The organism is Catellatospora sp. NPDC049111 (genome assembly GCF_040648615.1).
GTDB classification, from domain to species: domain Bacteria; phylum Actinomycetota; class Actinomycetes; order Mycobacteriales; family Micromonosporaceae; genus Catellatospora; species Catellatospora aurea.
This window is the reverse complement of sequence record NZ_JBEZEB010000004.1, coordinates 108595-128839: the sequence shown is the minus strand read 5'-3', so window position 1 is coordinate 128839 and position 20245 is coordinate 108595. Positions and strand designations below refer to the sequence as shown.

The window sequence follows — 20245 nt, the reverse complement described above, 5'->3', positions numbered from 1 at the left end:
CCTACGCATCGACGGTGACGTACTTCATTAACAATGCGTGACACGCATTGAACCATGTACCTGCGCGCATTACTATGCACCGACCGTTCACCCCCGAACCCAGGACTAGAGGACCCATGACCACCTCTGAACAGACACGGGGAGCTGCAATCCCCTCGGGCGCGTCCTCCCCCTTACCGCCCATGCTCGCCCCCGCCGACCTCGGCCTCGCCCGCCGCCGGCTCAGCACCAGCTCACTGGTCTTCTTCACCGTCTCGGCCAGCGCGCCGATGACCGTGCTCGCCGGCGGCGTCGTGGCGACGTTCGCCGTCACCGGCTCGGTCGGAGTGCCGCTGGCGTTCCCGATCGTCGCCGCCGCGCTCGCGCTGTTCGCCGTCGGCTACGCCGCGATGAGCCGTCACGTCGTCAACGCGGGCGTGTTCTACGCGTACGTGTCGCAGGGGCTGGGCGGGGCGCTGGGGGTCGGCGCCTCGTTCGTGGCCCTGCTGGCCTACAACGCCATCCAGATCGGCCTCTACGGCCTGTTCGGCGCCGCGCTCGGCGGGTTCGTCGAGGCCAACGGCGGCCCGGCGCTGCACTGGGGGGTATGGGCCGCCGCCGCGCTCGCCCTGGTCGCGATTCTGGGCCTGCTGCGCGTCGACCTCAACGCCAAGGTCCTGGCCGTGCTGCTCATCGCCGAGGTCGCCGCGGTCGTCCTGTTCGACATCGGCTCGTTCGCCAACCCCGCCGGCGGCTCGATCACCTTCGACGGCCTCGACCCGGGCAACCTGTTCGGCCCCGCCATCGGCGGCGTGCTCGCCTTCACCGTCGCGGCGTTCGCGGGCTTCGAAAGCGCCGGCGACTACGCCGAGGAGGCCAAGGACCCCCGCCGCACGGTCGCCCGCGCCCTGTACACGGCCATCGCCATCACCGGCGTGCTGTACGCGCTGTCGGCGTGGGCGCTGACGGTCGGCGCCGGCCCCGACAACGTCGTCGCCCAGGCCCAGGACCCCGAAGCGGGGCTGCCGTTCTCGCTGATGGCCGCGCACTTCGGCGACACCGTCGCCAACGCCGCGAACCTGCTCCTGCTCACCAGCGTCTTCGCGGCGCTGCTGTCGTTCCACAACACCGTCGCCCGGTACCTGTTCGCCGCCGGACGCGAGAAGGTGCTGCCCGCCGTCATGGCTCGCACCGGCCGGCGCACCTCCGCGCCGTTCGTCGGCTCGCTGCTGCAGACGGTCCTGGCCGTCATCGTCGTGGCCGTGTTCGCCGCGCTCGGGCGCGACCCGGTGCTGGAACTGTTCACCTGGCTGTCCTACGTCTCCGCCGTCGGCCTGCTGGTGCTGATGGTGGGCACGTCGGTCGCCGTGTTCGCGTACCTCAACCGCCACCGCGGCGCCGAGACGCTCTGGCAGCGCACCATCGCCCCGATCCTGGCCACCCTCGCCCTCGGCGCGATCACCGTCATGACGATCGTCAACTCCGACGCGATGCTGGGTGCCGAGGCGAACTCACCACTGCGCTACATCCTGCCCGGCCTGGTCGGCGTCGCCGTCGTGCTCGGCGCGGCCTGGGGCCTGGTGCTGCGCTCGTCGCAGCCCGCCGTGTACGACCGGATCGGCAAGGGCGGCCCGGCCGAATAAGCCGCGCCCCACGGGGGGCCCACAGCTGTGCGGCAGGGGCGGACGCGAGAGCGTCCGCCCCTGCTCTCGTCCTGCTCAGGAGCAGCAGCTGTCACCCTCGGCCGTGGGCGTCGCGCAGTGCGAGGCCGTCGAGGCGGGCACGTCCAGGGTCGGGTTGCGGTCGAAGAAACCGACCGGCTTGAGCGTGAACCCCGCCCGGTCCACCGGCATGACCGGCCAGTCCTCGGTACGCGGGAAGTGCGTCAGGCCGAACGTGTGCCACAGCACCACGTCCGTCGCCGTCAGATTCCGGTCCCGGGCCGTCCACGCGGGCAGCCCCGCCCCGCCCGCGTGCTGGTTCGGCAGGTCACCCGACGGGTAGCGCTCGGCCGGGTCGTACGCCGTCACCCACAGGTGGTGCGTGGCGAACGCCGCCCGCTGCGAGATCGACGCCGACGGGTCCGCGGCCAGCACCGGCTGGCCCTGCGGGAACAGCGCGTAGCCGACCGGCTGGCCCAGCCGGTTGAGCTTGCCCGGGTTCACCACGTGCCAGGCGCGGGCGCTGGCCGGCTCGGCCATCCGCGCCGCCTGCGACTCGCGCTCCAGCGGCGTCACCTGCTTGGTGAACGCGTTGCCGTGCGGGTTGTCCGGCCCGACCGGCAGCCGCTGCAACTGCACCTCGTTGACCGTGTTCGCGACACCGTCGACGGTCATGTCCAGCCGCGCGCACCACATGTGCTGGTGGTACGGCCCGCCCAGCCCCGGCGCGACCTCGTCGGCGTACGGGCTGCCCGGCACGTACGACGAGGTGAACATGACACCGGTCGCCTTGCACTCCAGCTCGATCGTGCCGTCCAGGTACAGGTACCAGTAGAAGCCGTAGTCGTAGTTGCCGACCGTGACGAAGAACGAGATCACCAGCCGCCGCTGCCGCCGCGTCTCCGACGAGCCGGTGAACAGGTCGGTGTGCTTCCACAGCACACCGAAATCCTCCTCGTGCATGCAGATCGCGTTCGGGCGCGTCTGCGGCTCGCCCAGGTCGTCGGCGACCACCGCGTCGAAGTAGTGGATCTCGCCGAGGCAGTCGCAGCCCAGCTGCAACGCGTTGACCTGCGCGCCCAGGCTGTACTCGCCCGCGTCGAAGTAGTTCTGCCACCAGCGGGCAGGCGACGGGTCCGCGTACGGCACGACCATCTCGGCGACGCTGGCCCGGTAGACGATGTCGCGGCCGTTGAGCGACAGCTGGTGCAGGGTCAGGCCCTCGCGGGCGTCGAACCCGATCCGGAACTTCCAGCCCTCCCAGCTCACCACGTCGTCGTCGACGGTGAAACTCGGCCCCTCCGGCTGCGTGATCTCGATCGGCTTCAGCGTCGTGCGCAGCGGCCCGACGTACTGCGGGTCGTCGTGGTTGTGCTCGGTCGACGGCACCGGCAGCAGCACGTCGTCGATCAGCTCGATCACCCGGCGCTCGGTCAGGTCGACGTAGGCGACCACGCCGTCGACCGGGTGCGCCCACGGGTGGTCGTTCTCGCGGTGGCGTACGAACGACAGCACCCGCACCATGCGCCGGCCCTGCTCGTCCGGCTTGGTCGCCGCGCCCGCCGACAGCGGGCACGGGCACACCAGGTCCAGGTCGGTGATGCCGCGCCGGGCCATCGCCGCCCGCCAGCCCTCGTCGGCCTTGACGATCTCGTCGGCGGCGATGTACTCCTCCAGCATGATCGCCGGCTGCCCGTCGCGGACCGGGTCCAGCTTCCGCCGGCTGTCGACCTCGCCCTTGGACAGCGACACCACCGTGTCGGTCGCCACGCCCGTCGCGACGTCCAGCAGGATCACCCGGGCCCGCCGCGGCACCACCGCACCGCCGGTGTCGAGCACCTCGCCCTTGGCCGGCTCCTCCAACCCCACATACGTGAACCGGGTCGACTCCCCTACCAACCCTGCGGCGCTGAGCACCGAACGGGCCTGGCGCATCTCCTCGGCACTGAGGCGGGCCAGCGGGTGCGCGGCGTCGGGCCGCTGCGGGGAGATCTGATGCAACGCCGAAGAACTCATAGGTGCACGCCTCTTTCATGGACAGTCACGGACACCCGAACATCCTCTGCGCAGCCAGGTCCGATGTCGAGTCCGAAGTGGCGCGAGCACCTGACGCAACGGCAGGCGAGTGCCGCCGTGCACGCTGATGACATCCTCGGTCACGTGTTGACACATCAGGTGACCCAGCTGCTGATGCAGGCGCGCCATACGGACCCGCCCGCACGGCGAGCCGCCGTCACCGGGCTCGGCACCCTCGCCGCCCGCCCGACGCTCGACCCCGTCCAGGTCGAAGCGATCGCCGAGGCCGTCATCACCGCCGCACACGACACCGACCCGACGGTGCGGACGAGGGCCGCCCGCGGGCTCGGCCGCCTCCCCGCCGCTCGCGGATCCGAAGCTCTGGCGGCACTCGTCATCGACGGCGACCATGCGACCCGCGAGGCGGCCGTCCGCGCGCTCGCTCAACTGGATCCCGTGACAGCCCAGTCGGTCCTGGTCTCAGCCGCCCGCCATCAGGACGCCGCGGTCAGGGTCGCCGCGCTGACCGGGCTGCGCCGACTGCCGGCGTCCGGCCGGTCGGTCGCGGTCCTTGTGGCAGCGCTGTCGGACGACCATCACGGAGTCCAGGGAACCGCGATGGCCGGCCTGCTGGCGTTCACCGCCCGCGATCCACGATTGGCCTCCACCGTCACCGGCATGGCCCGCGAAGGTCTCGGTTCCGACCGTCCACCGCTCAGGGAGATCTGCCTGGAGTTGCTGTACCGCCTCGGCGTGCCCGGCCACCGCGACCGATGCCTCGCCGCCCTCACCGACCCGCACCCGCGGGTGCGATGGCGGGCCGTCCGCGGCCTGGAGTACGCGCACGCCTGAACCTTCCGGAGCGAGCGGCTGGACAGATCATCGACACGACGGGGTCGGCGGCGCGGCAACGGGCCTAACCTGGCGACACCGGCGGGTCGGGTCCCGCCGCGGCTCCGAGGAGGCGGCGATGGGTTCGGTATCGCGCAGCACGATCCGCCGGACGCTGACGGCGCTGGTGGCGACCGCACTGCTGGCGGCAGCGACCGCACCCGCGCAGGCGGCACCGCCTCCCCCGGGATCGGACACCGACCCCTACAACCCCGGCATCATCTACCGCACCGTCTACAGCCGTCCCGCGTCGGCCAGCGTCGTAGAGTTCAGCGCGGCCTGCCCGGTGGGCTACCGGCCGTACGGCGGCGGCGCGCAGATTCTCGGTGCCACCAACCAGGTGCTCATCCAGCGGACCGAGCCCGTGCACAACGCCACCGAGAGCGGCTTCTTCGTCAGAGCCGTCGAGCGGTCCGATCTGCTCTACGGATACGCGGGGACGTGGCAGCTGCGGGTCACCGTGGCCTGCGGGCCGGCCTACCCGGACCTGACATACGTCCGCGCCACGACGGTCACGAGCAGCACGACCACGAAAGCCGCCATCGCGCAGTGCCCGGCAGGGCTGACCCGGGTGGGCATGGGCGCGCAGATCAACACCGACACCCACGCGGTGCGCTTCGACGACGTCGGGTTCGGCATATTCAACACCCCATGGGCGTCGTTCCCGCAGATCCCGAACTCGGCTCGGGCGATCGCCAGCGAGCTGCCGCTCGGCACCGCCGCGACGTGGAGTGTCAGCGCGGTCGTCGTGTGCGCCACTCCCCCGCCGAGCGTGGTGTTCCATGGCGAGCAGCACGGCTACGGCAACCCGGTCGGCCCGGGCGGCCAGCCCGTCTACGCCGACCGGATCGAGTGGGAGCCCTGCGGCGGCTGGTATGAGGACAACCACTCGTACATGACCGGGGTCGGCGGCGGGCAGAACGGCGACCCGGGCGAGGTCGGCCTGCAGTGGTACTTCGACGCCGACGACAAGGAGATCGGCGTCATGGAGCTGATCCTCGACGGCGGCGGCTACTCCGGCGCCTGGATGGGGCCTTATCTGAGCGTCATCTGCGTGACGAAGGCCTGATTCGCCTAGGTCAGCCGAGGTTGGCGGCGTCCGGGCCCTCGCCCCAGATGTTCATGGCGGTCCAGCGGGTCAGCCCGTAGACCAGGGTCCAGCCGACCGGCGTCAGGTACAGGGCGACGATGACGTACGCGGCGATGGTTCCGGCCTGGATCCGGTCGCGCAGCGACTGCTCGCCCTCGCCCCGCAGCGCCCGCCGCCCACGCCAGGCCAGCAGCACCGCGAACGGCGGCGCGAGCCACACCGCTACCATCGCCAGCAGTGTGAGCAGGCCGAACGGCTGCAATATCGAGCCGCGCACGGACATGCCCTCGGGCAGCGGCGCGTAGACCATGTCGTAGACGCTGTTGCTGTTGCCGCCGTGCACGCCGCCGATCAGGTCGAACAGGAACACGAACACGGCCAGCCCGAAGGCCCACACCATGGCCAGTTGCGCGCGCCAGAGTCGGTCGGTCATCAGTCCAGCACCCAGTTCAGCAGCAGGCGGCCCGGCGGCAGCACGGTGAAGGCGACGAACGCGACGGTGAGCCCGCCCGCGATGTACATCCACCGCCGCAGCCCGTCGGGCATCTGGCGGCGGTGCCGGGCCAGGGACGTGAACGACATCAGCAGCGACAGCACCGCCAGCGGCGGCCCGACGATCGTGATGAGCAGCGCGGGCAGGGCCGCCCACACCAGCGGCCCCGGCAGCGCGTCGCCGGGGGCCAGGCAGCCGGTGACCTCCGAGCAGTGGTCCGTGCCCTGGAAGGTGAACAGGACCAGGTACGGCAGCACAGCGCCGAGGACGTACAGCGCGACGCTCGCCACCTGCACGGCGACAAGCAGCCGCGCGGCGAGGAAGCGGGGTCGGGGCACCGGCACGTCCGGAGCATACGAGTCGTCGATCTTCCGCGCCAGGCCCATGCGGTCAGCCGTGCGCCTGCAGGGCCACCGCGGCCACGGCGGAGTCGACGGCGGCGAGCAGGTCTCGGTAGCCGGGCACGAGCCGGCCGGGCAGTTCGGCCAGACGCTGGCGCATCGTGGCGGTGGACAGGGTCGGGGCGACGATGGTCAGGTCGACGGCGTTGGCGATGCAGGCCAGCAGCGCCGACTGCGGGTCGAAGTCGCCGGGCCGGGTGAGCAGGAAGCCCAGCCGCACCATCGAGCGGGTGGCCTCGGTCGGGTCGGTCGCCGGGAAGCGGACCTGCGTCCGGCCCGTGAACGAGCGGCTGGTCTCGCGCCGGACCGCGCCGTGCCCGACGAGCCGGTAGCCGACCAGTTCCTTGATGTCGGCGCGCAGGTGCTCGACCCACTGGTGCACGCGGTGCCCGGGGCCGACCTGCTGAAGTTGCGCGACGATCTGGTCGACGACGGGGTCGCCGTTCTGCTTGGCGGTCCAGCCGGTGAGGCGGCCGCCGTCGATGGTGACCGTCTCGGCGATCATCAGCTCGCCGAGCGCTGCCGCGGCCAGGCCGACCGACAGCACGTCGTGGTTGAGCCTGGGCTTGCCGCTGTACTCGTCGTGTCCCATCACGAACAGCTCGTCCGCGAGCGCCAGCTCTGGCATCGATTCCCCCCAATGGACCCCGGAAAAGCGGCGGGGGGGGGGGCCGGCGGGCCCCCCGCCGGCGGGCCCCCCGCCGGGGGCGCAATTGGGCGCGGGGCTCCCCGTCGCCGCTCAGCCCCCCCCCCCGCTCGTCGGGGTCGCGGGGGTGCCGCGGGGCGCCCCCCCCCCCCCCCCGCCGCCTGTTCTGTCGTTTCGTTACCGGTACGCCGCGCCCAGCGCCTTGAGCCGGTTGTGCACCCCGTCGTACGCGCCCGCGCGGCCCAGGTATGCCTTGGCCACCTTGGCGACCATGGTGTAGTTGGTGTCGCAGACGTTGCCGACGGGCGCCTCGCCGGCCTGGCTGACCAGCTGCAGCGAGTCCAGCAGGTCGAGCCCGGTCAGCTCGGAGACCCAGGTGACCAGGTCGTGCTGGCTGATCCGGAACGCGTCCTCCAGCGGCCGGGCCGAGCCGGTCGCCATCAGGTGCGTGTCGGACTCCAGCCGCGGCCACGGCGTGCCGACGCCCTTGATCAGGTCGACGACGAGCACGGTCTCCATCGCGGCCTCGACCGCGACGCCGGACACCTCTCCCTGGCCCTGGCGGGCGTGGCCGTCACCGACGGCGAACAGCGCCCCCTGCACGTTGACGCCGAAGTAGGCGGTCACCCCGGCCCGCAGCTCCGGGGTGTCCATGTTGCCGCCGTGCGCGTCGGGCGTGATCGTCATCCGGGCCTCGAACGCGCCCGGCGCGACGCCGACGGTGCCGTGCATCGGGTCCAGCGGCAGGTCCACCGTGAAGGCCGAGTTGCGGGCGCTGTAGCGGGCGACGCCCGCGGCGAGGTCGATGTCGTACACCCAGACCCGCTCCTCCAGCGGCGGCTGCAGCGTCGCGGTGTGCGACGTCGACGTCAGCGCCCCGAAGTGCGGGAAGGTGCTGGACACGGCCCAGTCGCGGGCCGGGGTGATGGACACGAAGTGCAGCGCCAGGGTGTCGCCCGGCTCGGCCCCTTCGACGAAGAAGGGGCCGGTGACCGGGTTGAGGTACGGGAACCGGCAGACCTGCGAGGGCAGGTCGCCGAATCCGCGCACCACGCCGCCGAAGCAGTCCTCGGTGCGGATCTTGAGCACGTCCCCGGGGCGGACCTTGGCCACCGGCGGGTTGGGCCCGAAGGTGTACGCCAGCTGCTCCGGAGTCGGGTTGAACTCGATGTACTCGCTCACGCGACGTCCGCCGCCTTGTCGTCGCCGCCACCGACGCCGGACAGCTTCGGGGCGCGGCCCATCGCGAACAGCACGCCGAGCACGACCAGGCCGAGGCCGATCCAGATGAAGCCGGTGATCTGGGTGTAGAGCTTCATGTTGATCAGTACGGCGATCAGCAGGCCCGCGCCGACCACCGGCACGACCAGGTGCAGCAGCCAGTTGCGGCTGCCGTTGCGCACGATGTAGTGCCAGATCACCGCGGCGTGCAGGGCCAGCCAGGCGACCATCGCGCCGAAGTTCACCATCGTGGCGATCAGCGTGATGGTGTCCTCGCCCTGCTCGGTGAGGTAGTACAGCGCGGTGCCGGAGATGGCCAGCGAGACGCCGGCGGTGAACAGGACCGCGTTGACCGGCGAGGCGTGCTTGCTGGAGACCTTGGCCAGGAACTTCGGCAGCTGCTTGTCGCGGGCCATCGCGAACAGCAGGCGCGACAGGGCGGTCTGGGCGACCATCGAGTCGGGCAGGCCCCATGCGATCGCGGTGGCGACCAGGCACAGTGTGGCCAGCCACGGCGCGCCCGCGGCGACCTCGGCGGCGGCGTAGAAGGCGTTGCCGACGGTCGCGGCGTCGCCGTTGATCAGACCGGCCGGGTCGGTGACGAACAGCGACGCGACCCAGGTCTGGGCGATGAAGATCAGACCCGCGAGCAGCAGCACCACGGCCATGGCCCGGCCGACCTGGCGGGCGCCGCCCTTGCTCTCCTCGGCCAGCATCGAGATGCCGTCGAAGCCCAGGAAGCTGAGCGCGGCCACCGACACCGAGCCGAGCACGATGCCGAAGCTGAAGTTGTCGGAGTTGAAGAACGCGCTGGTCCAGTCGCCGTTGCCGCGCCCGTCGGCCAGGCCGATGATGCCCATGACCAGGAAGATGCCCAGGACGATGAGCTCACCGGCGATCATGATGTTGATGGCGACGGCGGTGAGCCGGATCCCGAAGTAGTTGATCACGGCGTTGATGGCGACGAAGCCGACCAGCCAGATCCACGCCGACACCGACGGCACCGCCGCCTCGATGGTGACCGACGCGACCAGGTAGAGCAGGCCCGGGACCAGGAAGTAGTCGAGCATGATGGCCCAGCCGGCGATGAAGCCGACCGGTGCGGCGATGCCGCGGCCCGCGTAGTTGTAGACCGAGCCGGCGATCGGGAACGCCTTGACCATCTGCGCGTACGACGAGGCGGTGAACAGCATCACGACCAGGCCGGCGACGTACGCCAGCGCCACCATGCCCTGCGAGGCCGCGTACACCGAGCCGAAGATCGCGAACGGGGCGATCGGCACCATGTAGATCAGGCCGTAGAACAGCAGGTCGGTGAAGGTGAGCGAGCGGCGCAGCTGCGGCGTGTAGCCGAACTTGCTGAGCTCGGGGTCACCGGCCGGGTTGGCCGCGTCCCCCGTGGCCGCCGTCGATGGCGTGAGCACGGACATTACCGAGCCTCCAGTAGTCATCGGATGTTCGACGTAGCGTGGCGCGACGCACACGCCAACGTCTCATTGGCGAGCACCGCCGACCCGCCGGGTAGATGTGAGGCCCGGACAGGTACTACCACCGGCTAGTTGTCCGGACCGTCCAATGCGGCCAGCGCGTCCCGGACGAACGGGTGAGTCGCCGACAGATTCGTATCGGCCAGCACCATCGACAGCAGCCGCCGCGCGTCGTCGACCGACCCTTCCCCGGTCTCCTTGCGCCGCCGACGCCGGCCGTCGCTGGCCTGCTGCTCGGCCCGCACCGCCGGGTAGATGCCCGACAGCAGGCCGCCGGTCTGCAGCACCTCGTCGCAGCGGCGCGCCAGGTCCTCGGTCGGCCAGCGCTCGCCGGACTCGACTTTGGCGATCATCGCCTCGCTGTGCGGCATGCGCTGCGCCAGCCGGCCCTGCGAATACCCGCGTACGCCACGCCACCAGCGCAGTTGCGCCGCGAAGTCCCTGGCCGCCGACGCCTGCGCGCGGCCCGTGAAGGGCTCGGTCATGCCCCGCCTCCGAGGGGTCAGTGTCCACAAAGGACGTACCGTACCGCTCCCACCCCGCGCGGCTGAAAACACGAGACAGTAAACAACACCGACCCGCACTCGTCCATGCATGAATGCAGGCTCACGAATACAACTGGTCAGACCACTTGACCACCTGACCGATGTGGCCGATGGTGGACCCATGACATTCGCGAAGATCGAACGAAGGTCACTGCCGGACGAGGTCTACGACCGCGTGCTCGGCCAGATCGTCTCCGGCTCGCTCACCCCCGGCCAGGCGCTGCCCAGCGAACGCGCCCTGGCCGAAGCACTCGGCGTAAGCCGCCCCGCCGTACGCGAGGCACTGCAACGGATGGCCCATGCCGGGCTGGTCACCGTCCGCCAGGGCGGCGCGACCACGGTCAGCGACATCCGCCGCACCGGCGGCCTCGACGTCCTGCCCCACCTGCTGCTGCCCGGCGGCGACCTCGACCTCGCCGTCGCCCGCAGCATCCTCGAAGCCCGCCTGGCCATCGGCCCCGTCGTCGCCGGGCTCGCAGCGCTTCGCCACGGCCACACCGCCGCCCTGCACGCCGCCGTCACCGCCATCGAAGCCGACACCGACCCCGTCGGCCGCCAACGCCAGGCCCTGGCCTTCTGGGAGCTGGTCGTCGACGCGGCCGACTCCGTCGCGTTCCGCCTGATGTTCAACAGCCTGCGCGCCGCCTACGAACCCGCCCTGCGCGCCCTGTCGACCGTCATGGCCGGCGAGGTCGACCGCGTCGAGCACTACCGGGCCCTCGCCGACGCGATCACCGCGGGCGACGCCGACACCGCCCGCCGGCTGGCCCACGACCTGCTCGGCCACGCCACCCGGACCCTGCTGCACGCCCTCGACCTGCTGGAAGGAGCCCGACGATGACCCCCGCCGACAAAGCCGCCGCCGAGCGCACCGCCCGCGACCGGCTCGCAGCCGATGAGGCCGCGGCCACCGGCCCCGCCCGCACCGCCGTCACCCTGGGCCAGATCTTCCACCGGTTCTGGCTTCACCCCAGCCCCTGGATGATCCTGTTCGTGCTGGCCGCCGCCCTGGCCTGGCGTATCGCCGAAGGCGGCTGGACGCCGGCCGACCTGCGCGCACCGGCGCTACTGGTGGCGGCGTTCCCCGCCCTGGAATGGGCCGTGCACGTGTTCGTCCTGCACTGGCGGCCCCGGAAGTTCGGCGGGCTGACCGTCGACACCGAACTCGCCCGCGACCACCGCCGCCACCACGCCGACCCGCGCGACGTCCCCCTGGTGTTCATCCCGTGGCGGTCGCTGACGCTCGTCATCGCCGCCTACACCACCGTCGCGCTACTGGCGTTCCCGCGGCTCGGCGAGGCACTCACCTTCATCCTGAGCGTCGCCGCCGTCGGGCTGCTCTACGAGTGGACCCACTACGCCATCCACAGCGACTACCGGCCCCGCAGCAGGCTCTACCGGGCCGTGTGGCGCAACCACCGGCTGCACCACTACAAGAACGAGCACTACTGGTTCACCGTCACCACCGCCGGCACCGCCGACCGGCTGCTGCGCACCTACCCCGACCCGGCGACCGTGGCGACCTCCGCCACCGCCCGCAACCTGCACGCCTCCCGCTGACCCGCACACACGAAGCGGGGGCGGCGACCGTGTGGTCACCGCCCCCGCCGTGGATCCGTGCTCAGCCCTGCGGCTCACGCCACATCGGGTACAGCGCCGGCCCGTCGCCGGGCAGGTGGTAGGCCTCACCCAGCATCGTGAACCCGTGCCGCAGGTACAGATCCCGCGAACCCGTGCTCGACGCCTCCAGGTAGGCCGGCACGCCCTCGGCGTCCAGCTGCGCCAGCCGCCGCCCGAGCAGCTCGCTGCCCAGCCCGGTGCCCCGGTGCCCCGGCCGCACGGCCAGCAGCGCCAGGTGCCAGTGCGGGCGGTCGTGCGGGTGGTGCTCGCCGAACACCTCGTCCAGCAGCGCGAACCGGGCCGCGTGCGGCCCCGCCAGCTCCACCAGGCGCTCGTCGTAGCCGTCGATCCACGGCGCGTCCACGGTGTTGTCGAACCACACCGCGACCGCGTCGTCACCGGCCACGTCGACGGCCCCGTACGACAGGGCGTGCTCGGCGAACCAGCCGAACTGCCCGGCCATGATGCGCTCGCGCTCGACCGGATCGTCGAGCAGCCAGTGCGCCACGGCCAGCTCCTGGAACGACGCCGAGATCAGCCTTCCCGCGGCCGCGGTGTCCACGGCCGCAGCCGTCGACACCGCGTCCGAGCCGGTCATACGCCGACCTTAGGGGCCTCCGCCGACGAGACCTGGGTCTTGCCGCCCTCGACGCCCTTGCCGATCGCCTCGTACAGCGCCGGCTTGGTGGCGCGCAGCACCAGTGCCCAGATCACACCGACGACCGCGACCAGCAGGTACAGCCCCGGCAGGATCCAGCGGGCCGCGTGCTCGTCACCGGTGCCGAGCATGGTGCCGTAGTCGCGGACCGTCTGCTGCACCGCCCAGATCAGGAACAGCGCCGACAGCACCGGCGCGACGACCCGGGTCCACAGGCTCTCGCCGCGCTTGTCCTTGGCGAAGTACAGCACCACGGCGACGCTGGTGCCCGCGAGCAGCAGCAGCACGCCGAAGCCGCCGGTCATGCCCAGCCAGAAGAACAGGTGGGTGAACGGGTCCAGCTGCGCGATCGCGTACACCAGGATGACAGCCAGGCCGATGACCGACTGCAGGACCGAGGCACCGACCGGGGCGCCCGAACGCGCACCGGTGCGGGCCAGCGAACGCGGCAGCACGCCCTCACGGGCCAGCGAGAACGTGTAGCGGGCCACGGTGTTGTGGTACGACAGCATCGCCGCGAAGGCGCTGGTCACCAGCAGCACGTTGCCGGCGTCGGCGAAGAACGCGCCCAGGTGCTCGCCGGCCAGCACGAACATCAGGTCGGCCTGGGCGGCGTGCTCCTGGCTCTGGGCCACGATGTTGTCCGGGCCGGTGGCCACGGTCAGCGCCCACGCGGTCAGCGCGTACACGAACACCATGACGCCCAGGCCGCCGAACGACGCCAGGGCGATCGTCTTGCGGGAGTCGCGCGACTCCTCGGCGAACACCGGCGGGGCCTCGAACCCGACGAACGCGGTCACGGTCACGGTCAGCACCGCGCCCAGCGCGCCGCCGATGAACAGGTTGTCCGGGGCGAACGCGGCGAAGCTGACACCGTCGGCCGGGTTGGCGATGAACACGATGTCGTACAGCAGCACGATCGCGAGCTCGGCGACGAGCACGACCAGCAGCAGCTTGCTGTTGATCTCGACGCGGGACAGGCCGAGCACCGTGACGAACAGCCACGCCACCAGGGCCAGCACCCACCACTCGACGTTCACGTCGAACATCGCGCCGAGCAGGCCGGAGCCGGCCGCGCCGAAGATGCCATACAGGCCGACCTGCAGCAGGTTGTAGCCGAGCACCGCCGACAGCGCGGCGGCCACACCGGCGGGGCGGCCCAGGCCCTGGGAGATGTAGGAGTAGAAGGCGCCGGCGTTGCGGATGTGCCGCGACATCGCGACGTAGCCGAACGTGAACAGCGCGAGCGCGGCGCCGATCAGCAGGATGCCGAGCGGGAAGCCGATGACCTGGACGTTGGCCCAGCCGGCGACGATGACGCCACCGATGACCATGAGCGGGGCCGCGGCGGTCAGCGCGAACGACGCCACGGACGCCGAACCGAGCCGGTCGGCGGCCAGGGCCGACGACAGCGCGGAGCTAGGGGGTGCGGACACGGTGTTGCTCCTTGAGGGGGGTGGGGGGTGAGGGGGTGGGGGGTGTTGGTTCAGGTGAGCTTCGCCACGGCTTTGCTGACGGCCAGCTCCGTCTCGGCGATGAGCACCCGCACGGGTTCGTCGAGCACCGCGATGAGCGAGGCCAGGCTGCGTCCGCGGACGTCGTCCCAGGCGAAGGTGGTGCTCAGGCCGGTCGCGAAGGCGAGCCCGGCGAGGATGCGGTCCTCGACGGACATCTCCTCCTGCCGCCGCAGCCGCCCGATGAGCCGGGCAGTGGGCCAGGCCGCATCGTTGACGGACACGGGCATGTATCGGCGCTGCACGCTGAGCAGTCGGCGCGTCTCGACCAGTTGGAGCGCCCCCGCGGCGGTCATCCTGACGGCGATGTCGGACTCGGCGCTGAGCCCGAGGTAGGCGAGCCAGTCCCGCACCGGGTGCAGGGTCGGCTCTGCCAGCAGCTGCCCGTGTACGCGGGCGGCCAGCGCGTCCGGCGGCGGCGGCGCGTTGCGCACCGCCACCCCCTCGGCGGCGGGACGCACCAGGTCCAGCAGGCACAGTTCGGCCAGCAGCGCGGCTGCCAGACCGAATCCGACGGCTTTGGCGTGCAGCCGGGAGTCGCCGCTGACATCGTCATGCGTCATCAAGTAGAACTCGTCGGCTATCGGCACGAGAAGGCACCCTACAGAATGGATCTACTCGCTGTCATCGCCGAGCACTCACTGTTTACCTTTGCTCCGCCGCAGGTAGCGTCCTATGTGGATGGCTGAGAGCGTTTGCATGCGCAATATTCCCAGCCAGATGCGGCACCGGACGCGACAGGGCGGCCCCGCCTGCCGCACCGGTCGCCGAACCGGTACGGACAGTGGGACCGCCCTGCGTGCGCGCGTGGTCCCCGGCCTCAGCGGGCCGGGGAGCCCGTCACGACTGCGTCACCGTGAGGTTGTCCAGGCCCGCTTCGACGAGGCTGGCCGTGCTCGCGTCCGCCGCCTCGACCAGGAAGCGCACGCTCTGGCCCGCGTACGCGGTCAGGTTCGCCGAACCGCTGCCCCACGCGCCGTTGCGGTTGCTGGCAGCGCCGGCGATGGTGGCCAGCACCGTGGTGCCGCCGCTGTGCACGACCGAGATCCGCAGGAAGTCGGCGCTGGAGGAGTTCGACCCGTGCGCCAGATACCACTGCCAGCTCGCGTTCAGCGTGCCGGTGGCCGGCAGCGTGATCGCGGGCGACTGGATCGAGCTGGTGCCGCCGTCGAGGTCGAAGTCGCCCGCCGCGGTGCCCGCCGACAGGCCGGTGGCCAGGTCGTTGCTGCCCGCGAACGGGGTCAGCTGCTTGGCCCCGCTGGAGTTGGTCGCCTGCGCCGCGCCGCGCGCCCACTGGCCGACCGTGGCCGTGTCGGTGCTGTTCGGGTTGACGGTCCAGCCGGTCGCGGTCTCGAACGTGTCGGACCAGACCGTGGTGCCGCCACCGCCGCCGCAGTAGGTCGCCTCCTTGCCGATCACCCGGTACGGGCAGTCGGCCTGCTGCAGCAGCATCAGCACCGCGGCCCGGTTACGAGTGGTCTGCGCGGTGATGACCTCGTCGGGCGGGTAGAAGCCGCCGCCGCTGCCGGAGCTGCCCGGGTACATCTCGAAGGTGTACGCCCAGATCCGGTGCGTGCCCCACATCCAGTCGATGGACGTGCCGTCGGCTACGTAGAGGTCGCTGGACTGCTCCGGGGTGTAGCTGTTGGTCGCGGCCATCTGCTGGCCCAGCGTGGCGAACGTGTTGTACTCGTCGGCGCTCATGCCCGAGGGGTTGTTGGCCGTCGTGTAGCCGAACGGCCACAGGATGAGCTGCGAGTACGTGTGGAAGTCGATGTTGGCCTTGATCTGCTGGACGCCGCCGACGACCCGGCTGTTGACGAAGTTGCGCAGGTTCGTCGACTCCGGCGCGGAGAACGCCGACGGGCCGCGGTAGGTCTCGCTGCTGGTCGTGCCGCTGGAGCCGCCGCAGCAGCCCCACTGGTAGGACCAGTTGCGGTTGAGGTCGGTGCCGACGTTGCTCGAACCGCTGTTGGGCTGGCGGTTCTTGCGCCACGAGCGGTAGCTGCCGGTGGCGATGTCGTACTCGCCGCCGTCGGGGTTCATGTCCGGCACGATCCAGATCTCGCGGCTGTTCACGATGTTCGTGATCGCCGAGTCGGAGCCGTAGCCGCTGGTGAACAGGTTCATCAGGTAGATGGCCATCTCGACCGTGAGGTGCTCACGGGCGTGCTGGTGGTGGTTGAACAGGACCTCGACCTCGTTCTCGTCGGTGGCGACGTTGTCCGAGATCTTGATCAGGGGCATGTTGCGGCCCTCGTAGGAGTTGCCGATCGTCGTCACCCGGAAGATCGACGGGTACGACGAGGCCAGCGAGTTGATGACGGCCATCATCTCGCTGTAGTCGTGGTAGTTCGAGTCGGCCGGCGGGAACGCCAGCGGCTGTGCGTGGTCGTCCTGGACCGGGGCGAGGACCCGGGTGACCGTGAAGCCGAGAGCCTTGATCTTGGCAGCCTCACCAGGGGTGGCGGTGATGTCGAGGATGCCGTGGTCGAAGCCGTCGATGGCCGCACCCGTGGCGGCGATCGCGTTGCGCTGGGCGAGGGTCTTGATGCCCTGGACGGTGTAGTGGCCCGAGGTGCTGACCTCGGGTCCGACCGGTGCGCCGTCGGCCGGTCCGGTCAGGACCATGGTGCCGGCCAGCGCCAAGGTGGATACGAAGACGGTTAACCGTCGCCGCATGTCTGCCTCCAAGCGGGGGTAAAGGAGGCTCACAGCAGAACACCAGATTCAAGGTCATTGCAATATGTCAATCTGGCTATCACACGATGTTACGGCTCGCGCCTGGGGCAGGCTCCGCCCGCGCGCCCCGCTACCCTGAGCCGCATGATCGATTCGTACGCGCCCCGCGCCGACGCCGAGGTCGCCGCCGCTGCGGCACAGGCCGGCGCGGACGTGGTGCGTGACCTGTACGGCGGGCACCTGGCCCGGATCGACAAGGGCGGCGGCGACTTCGCCACCGCCGCCGACGTGGCAGCCGAGCAGGCGATCCTCGACGTCATCCGCACCGCCCGCCCCCACGACGCCGTGCTCGGCGAGGAAGGCGGGCAGACGGGCACCCCCGACGCCACCCGCCGGTGGCTGGTGGACCCTCTGTGCGGCACTCTCAACTACGCCGTCGGCAACATGCTCGTCGCCGTCAACGTGGCCCTGCGCGGCGGCCCCGCCGCCGTCGCCGACCCGTTCACCGGCGAAGTCTTCATCACCGACGGCCGCACCGCCCGGCTACGCCGCGGCGGCGCCGACACCCCGCTGACCCCCACCGCGGCCACCCGCCTGGTGGACGTGAACCTGGACCCGCCCTTCCCGAACGCACCCGGCTTGCGCGCCGTGGACCTGCTGGCCCACCCCGGCTTCGTCGAGCACTTCCGCCCCCGGGTCGTGTCCACCACCCTCGCCCTGGCCTGGGTCGCGGCAGGCAGACGCGCCGCCTACGTCACCGACGGCGGCGACCTGTCCATCAACCTGCACTTCGCCGCCGGCATCGCCCTGTGCCAGGCCGCCGGCTGTGTGGTCACCGGCATCGACGGCGCCCCGCTCGGCCCCACGGGCCGCGGCCTGCTGGCGGCCGCCGACCCCGAGACCCACGCCCACCTGCTGTCCCTGATCCGCGACCGCACCTGACCCCGGCACCGCCGAGCCACCCGGAGCCCAGCTCACATCGGGTAGGCTCAGCGCTGATGAAGCTAGTACTGGACCTGCACGACATATACAACAAGGGCCGCGACATCGAGCGGGCCCTCAACGACATCATGGCCGAGGCGATCGCCAAGAAGGCCCCGATGATCGAGATCATCCCCGGCAAAGGCTCCGGTGCCCTGAAGAAGACCGTCCTGCGCTTCCTCGAACAAAAAGAGGTCAAAGCCCTCTACCACCGCGTGGAGAAGGACTCCAAAAACTTCGGCCGCCTCTTCGTGCACTTCAAGCACACCGCCCCCCGCGGCCGCCGCTGACGCGCGATCTTGCGTGGCGGGTGGGGACGACACACTCGTTCCGGGCATACCGGCAACAGTTCGCGCAAGATCGTCGCGATCTTCACCCCTGCGGGTGGCGGGGAGTCGGGGGGTATGGGCAGGATGTGACCCGTGCCGTCACCGACCTCGCTGAGCGACATCCGAACCGAGGCGCTCGCCCGCCGTGACCGCGGGGACCTCAACAGCGCCCGCACACTGCTGGAGCAGTCCCTCGAAGCGGCGATCATGGCCGCCGGCGAGGACCACCCCGAGGTCCTGACCACCGGGCACCTGCTCGCCACCATGCACCGGCAGTCCGGCGACCTGAGCGCGGCCCGCCGCGTGCTGGAGAACGCGCTGTACAACGGCGGCTACCGCTTCGGCGAGGAGCACCCGCTGCTGCTGTCGATGTCGTTCGACCTCGCGCAGATCGCCGACGAGCTGGGCAACCGCCACGAGGCACGCCGCCAGTACACCAAGGTGGCCACGCACGGCCCGCTCACGCCCGGCTTCGACCAGCAGGTCCAGGTCGCCCGCGCCTGGCTCGGCCCGGACGCTCCCGCAGTTGTCGCACCGCCACCGTCGACCCCCGCACCGCCGGCACCGCAGCCGCCCGAGGACAGCACCGCGCTGCTGCCGCCGCCGTCGCGGCCGACCACGTACGTGTCTCAGTCCGTCCCGGCGACGCCGCCGCAGGTCGCGCCAGTGGACCAAGCTTCGCAGACCGCGCCCCCGGCCTGGCCGCTACCCGCGTCGACGCCGCAGACGAATCCGGCATCCGCGCCCGACGACCGCACCGCAGTGGTCATGCCGCCACGCACCCCGAGCGTGGAGCAGCCCGTTCCGACTCCGGCGGTCACGCCGCCGAACCCCGTCGCACCGACCCCGGTCGACGACCGGACCTCCCTGCTGACGCCGCCACCGCCGAACCCGGTCACCCCGAGTCCCGCCGACGACCGCACCTCCCTGCTCGGCCCGCCGTCGCGGCCGATGGGTCCGGTGACACCGGAGACCGGAGACCGGACCCCACCCGCGCGTCCCGTCACCCGCGCCGCGGACACCGAGCCCGCGCACGAGGACGACCGGACCGCGCCCTACGGCCTGACCATGCCGCCGCGCCGCGACCAGTCCGCGACCCGCGCCATGCCCATCGTGCCGACCCCGCCGAGCGTCCCGCTGCCGCCCGACCCCAGCCGACCCGCGCAGCCCGAGGCACTGCCGCCGCACCGTGAACCGCCCCGGCACGACATCGCGCAATCGCAACAGCACCAGGCACCGCGGCAGGACACCGGACACCCTCAGCAGCACCAACAGCGGCCGCCGTACCAGGGGCAGCCGCCGCACGCCGCGACGCCGCACCAGGACCAGCCGCGCCGTGACCTGCCGCCGGAGCAGGCCCGCGCCGCCGACGGCCGGACACCCGCGATCCCGGTCGCGCCGCCGCCGCAGACGCCCCCGCGTCACCTGCCGCAGCAACCGCAGCACGTGCCGACGCCGACGGTGTTCGCGCCACCCGCGCCGCCCGCCGCCCCGCAGCGACGCAGCCGCGGCCCGGTCATCGCCGCGGTCGCCGCCGCGATCGTCGCCGTGCTCGCCGCCGTGGCCACCCTGGTGGTGATGCTGACGAACAAGGACGGCGAGCAGCCGCAGCCCGGCCCGACCGTCAAAGCCGAGGCCGCTGGCGACGTCTTCGTCACCCGCGCCGCCAACGGCGACGTCACCATCACCTGGTTCGACCCGTCCGACGGCTACGCCGCGCAGGTGCTGCTCGGCGCCCCCGAAGGCGAGGAAGTGGCGACCATGGGCAAGCCCGGCAACGGTGAGACGCGATACACCGTCACCGGCCTGAACCCGAACTGGGACTACTGCTTCGTCATCATGAGCATCTACAGCGGCGATGAGCTGCTGCGATCCAAGCCCGCCTGCACCGGCACCGCAGGGGCGACGACGCCGTCGCCCAGCCTGACACCATGAGCGTCCTCACTCGACTTTCACCGGTGACCTGCAACGCCTAGGATGACGTCGGCTTCTGGGGAGGACGCCAGTCGGCGAGCGGGGTGGGCTCGGCAC

General features: G+C 71.4%; 19 protein-coding genes. 8 read left to right on the top strand and 11 right to left on the bottom strand.

What is annotated here, in order from left to right; translation table 11 throughout:
* Window positions 1-182 precede the first annotated feature (182 nt).
* The gene (locus tag AB0B66_RS07725; RefSeq protein WP_360524537.1) at window positions 183-1622 is read left to right on the top strand and encodes an APC family permease; all 1440 of its coding nucleotides are present in this window, start codon (window positions 183-185) and stop codon (window positions 1620-1622) included.
* A gap of 75 nt (window positions 1623-1697) precedes the next feature.
* Here AB0B66_RS07725 and AB0B66_RS07720 read toward each other — a convergent pair whose 3' ends face one another.
* On the bottom strand, window positions 1698-3656 hold the full coding sequence (locus AB0B66_RS07720) for a primary-amine oxidase (RefSeq protein ID WP_360524534.1): 1959 nt from the start codon (window positions 3654-3656) through the stop codon (window positions 1698-1700).
* Between the two features lie 144 nt (window positions 3657-3800).
* Between AB0B66_RS07720 and AB0B66_RS07715 the strand changes: the two genes are divergently transcribed.
* Complete coding sequence (locus tag AB0B66_RS07715) at window positions 3801-4508, top strand: HEAT repeat domain-containing protein (protein ID WP_360524531.1); 708 nt, start codon at window positions 3801-3803, stop codon at window positions 4506-4508.
* A gap of 118 nt (window positions 4509-4626) precedes the next feature.
* Entirely contained in the window at window positions 4627-5616 is a 990-nt protein-coding gene (locus AB0B66_RS07710) for a hypothetical protein (RefSeq protein WP_360524528.1), read from the top strand.
* A gap of 10 nt (window positions 5617-5626) precedes the next feature.
* Here the strand turns inward: AB0B66_RS07710 and AB0B66_RS07705 are convergent, their stop codons facing one another.
* The 6 genes from AB0B66_RS07705 to AB0B66_RS07680 form a co-directional block, all read right to left on the bottom strand.
* On the bottom strand, window positions 5627-6070 hold the full coding sequence (locus AB0B66_RS07705) for a hypothetical protein (protein WP_360524525.1): 444 nt from the start codon (window positions 6068-6070) through the stop codon (window positions 5627-5629).
* The gene (locus AB0B66_RS07700; RefSeq protein ID WP_360524522.1) at window positions 6070-6516 is read right to left on the bottom strand and encodes a hypothetical protein; all 447 of its coding nucleotides are present in this window, start codon (window positions 6514-6516) and stop codon (window positions 6070-6072) included. Before AB0B66_RS07700 ends, AB0B66_RS07705 begins: the two co-directional genes overlap by 1 nt.
* Window positions 6517-6520: 4 nt before the next feature.
* On the bottom strand, window positions 6521-7159 hold the full coding sequence (locus AB0B66_RS07695) for a GPP34 family phosphoprotein (RefSeq protein WP_360524519.1): 639 nt from the start codon (window positions 7157-7159) through the stop codon (window positions 6521-6523).
* 195 nt (window positions 7160-7354) lie between these two features.
* A complete protein-coding gene (locus AB0B66_RS07690) occupies window positions 7355-8359 on the bottom strand; it encodes an acetamidase/formamidase family protein (RefSeq protein WP_360524516.1) in 1005 nt (334 codons plus the stop codon).
* On the bottom strand, window positions 8356-9828 hold the full coding sequence (locus AB0B66_RS07685; protein ID WP_360524513.1) for an APC family permease: 1473 nt from the start codon (window positions 9826-9828) through the stop codon (window positions 8356-8358). The genes AB0B66_RS07690 and AB0B66_RS07685 overlap by 4 nt, the downstream gene beginning before the upstream one ends.
* 125 nt (window positions 9829-9953) lie before the next feature.
* Complete coding sequence (locus tag AB0B66_RS07680) at window positions 9954-10370, bottom strand: helix-turn-helix transcriptional regulator (RefSeq protein WP_360524510.1); 417 nt, start codon at window positions 10368-10370, stop codon at window positions 9954-9956.
* A gap of 181 nt (window positions 10371-10551) precedes the next feature.
* Between AB0B66_RS07680 and AB0B66_RS07675 the strand changes: the two genes are divergently transcribed.
* Both AB0B66_RS07675 and AB0B66_RS07670 read left to right on the top strand, forming a co-directional pair.
* Window positions 10552-11271 (top strand): GntR family transcriptional regulator, encoded by a 720-nt coding sequence (locus AB0B66_RS07675; RefSeq protein WP_360524507.1) that lies wholly within the window; start codon window positions 10552-10554, stop codon window positions 11269-11271.
* Window positions 11268-11990 (top strand): sterol desaturase family protein, encoded by a 723-nt coding sequence (locus AB0B66_RS07670; RefSeq protein WP_360524504.1) that lies wholly within the window; start codon window positions 11268-11270, stop codon window positions 11988-11990. The genes AB0B66_RS07675 and AB0B66_RS07670 overlap by 4 nt, the downstream gene beginning before the upstream one ends.
* Before the next feature lie 61 nt (window positions 11991-12051).
* Here the strand turns inward: AB0B66_RS07670 and AB0B66_RS07665 are convergent, their stop codons facing one another.
* The 4 genes from AB0B66_RS07665 to AB0B66_RS07650 all read right to left on the bottom strand — a co-directional run bounded on the left by AB0B66_RS07665 (window position 12052) and on the right by AB0B66_RS07650 (window position 16904).
* Window positions 12052-12648: a GNAT family N-acetyltransferase gene (locus AB0B66_RS07665; protein WP_360524501.1), complete on the bottom strand. Its 597-nt coding sequence runs from the start codon at window positions 12646-12648 to the stop codon at window positions 12052-12054.
* Complete coding sequence (locus AB0B66_RS07660; RefSeq protein ID WP_360524498.1) at window positions 12645-14144, bottom strand: APC family permease; 1500 nt, start codon at window positions 14142-14144, stop codon at window positions 12645-12647. The genes AB0B66_RS07665 and AB0B66_RS07660 overlap by 4 nt, the downstream gene beginning before the upstream one ends.
* 50 nt (window positions 14145-14194) lie before the next feature.
* A complete protein-coding gene (locus AB0B66_RS07655; protein WP_360524495.1) occupies window positions 14195-14812 on the bottom strand; it encodes a GPP34 family phosphoprotein in 618 nt (205 codons plus the stop codon).
* A 250-nt stretch (window positions 14813-15062) separates the two neighbouring features.
* Window positions 15063-16904, bottom strand: coding sequence for a M14 family zinc carboxypeptidase (locus AB0B66_RS07650; protein ID WP_360524492.1), 1842 nt, complete (start codon window positions 16902-16904; stop codon window positions 15063-15065).
* A gap of 144 nt (window positions 16905-17048) precedes the next feature.
* Between AB0B66_RS07650 and AB0B66_RS07645 the strand changes: the two genes are divergently transcribed.
* The 3 genes from AB0B66_RS07645 to AB0B66_RS07635 all read left to right on the top strand — a co-directional run bounded on the left by AB0B66_RS07645 (window position 17049) and on the right by AB0B66_RS07635 (window position 20149).
* A complete protein-coding gene (locus tag AB0B66_RS07645; RefSeq protein WP_360524489.1) occupies window positions 17049-17846 on the top strand; it encodes an inositol monophosphatase family protein in 798 nt (265 codons plus the stop codon).
* A gap of 56 nt (window positions 17847-17902) precedes the next feature.
* Window positions 17903-18175, top strand: a complete 273-nt coding sequence (locus tag AB0B66_RS07640) for a Smr/MutS family protein (protein ID WP_360524486.1) — start codon at window positions 17903-17905, stop codon at window positions 18173-18175.
* 132 nt (window positions 18176-18307) lie between these two features.
* Window positions 18308-20149 carry a tetratricopeptide repeat protein gene (locus AB0B66_RS07635; protein ID WP_360524483.1) on the top strand — a complete coding sequence of 614 codons (1842 nt, stop codon included), beginning with the start codon at window positions 18308-18310 and terminating at the stop codon, window positions 20147-20149.
* Window positions 20150-20245: the final 96 nt, after the last annotated feature.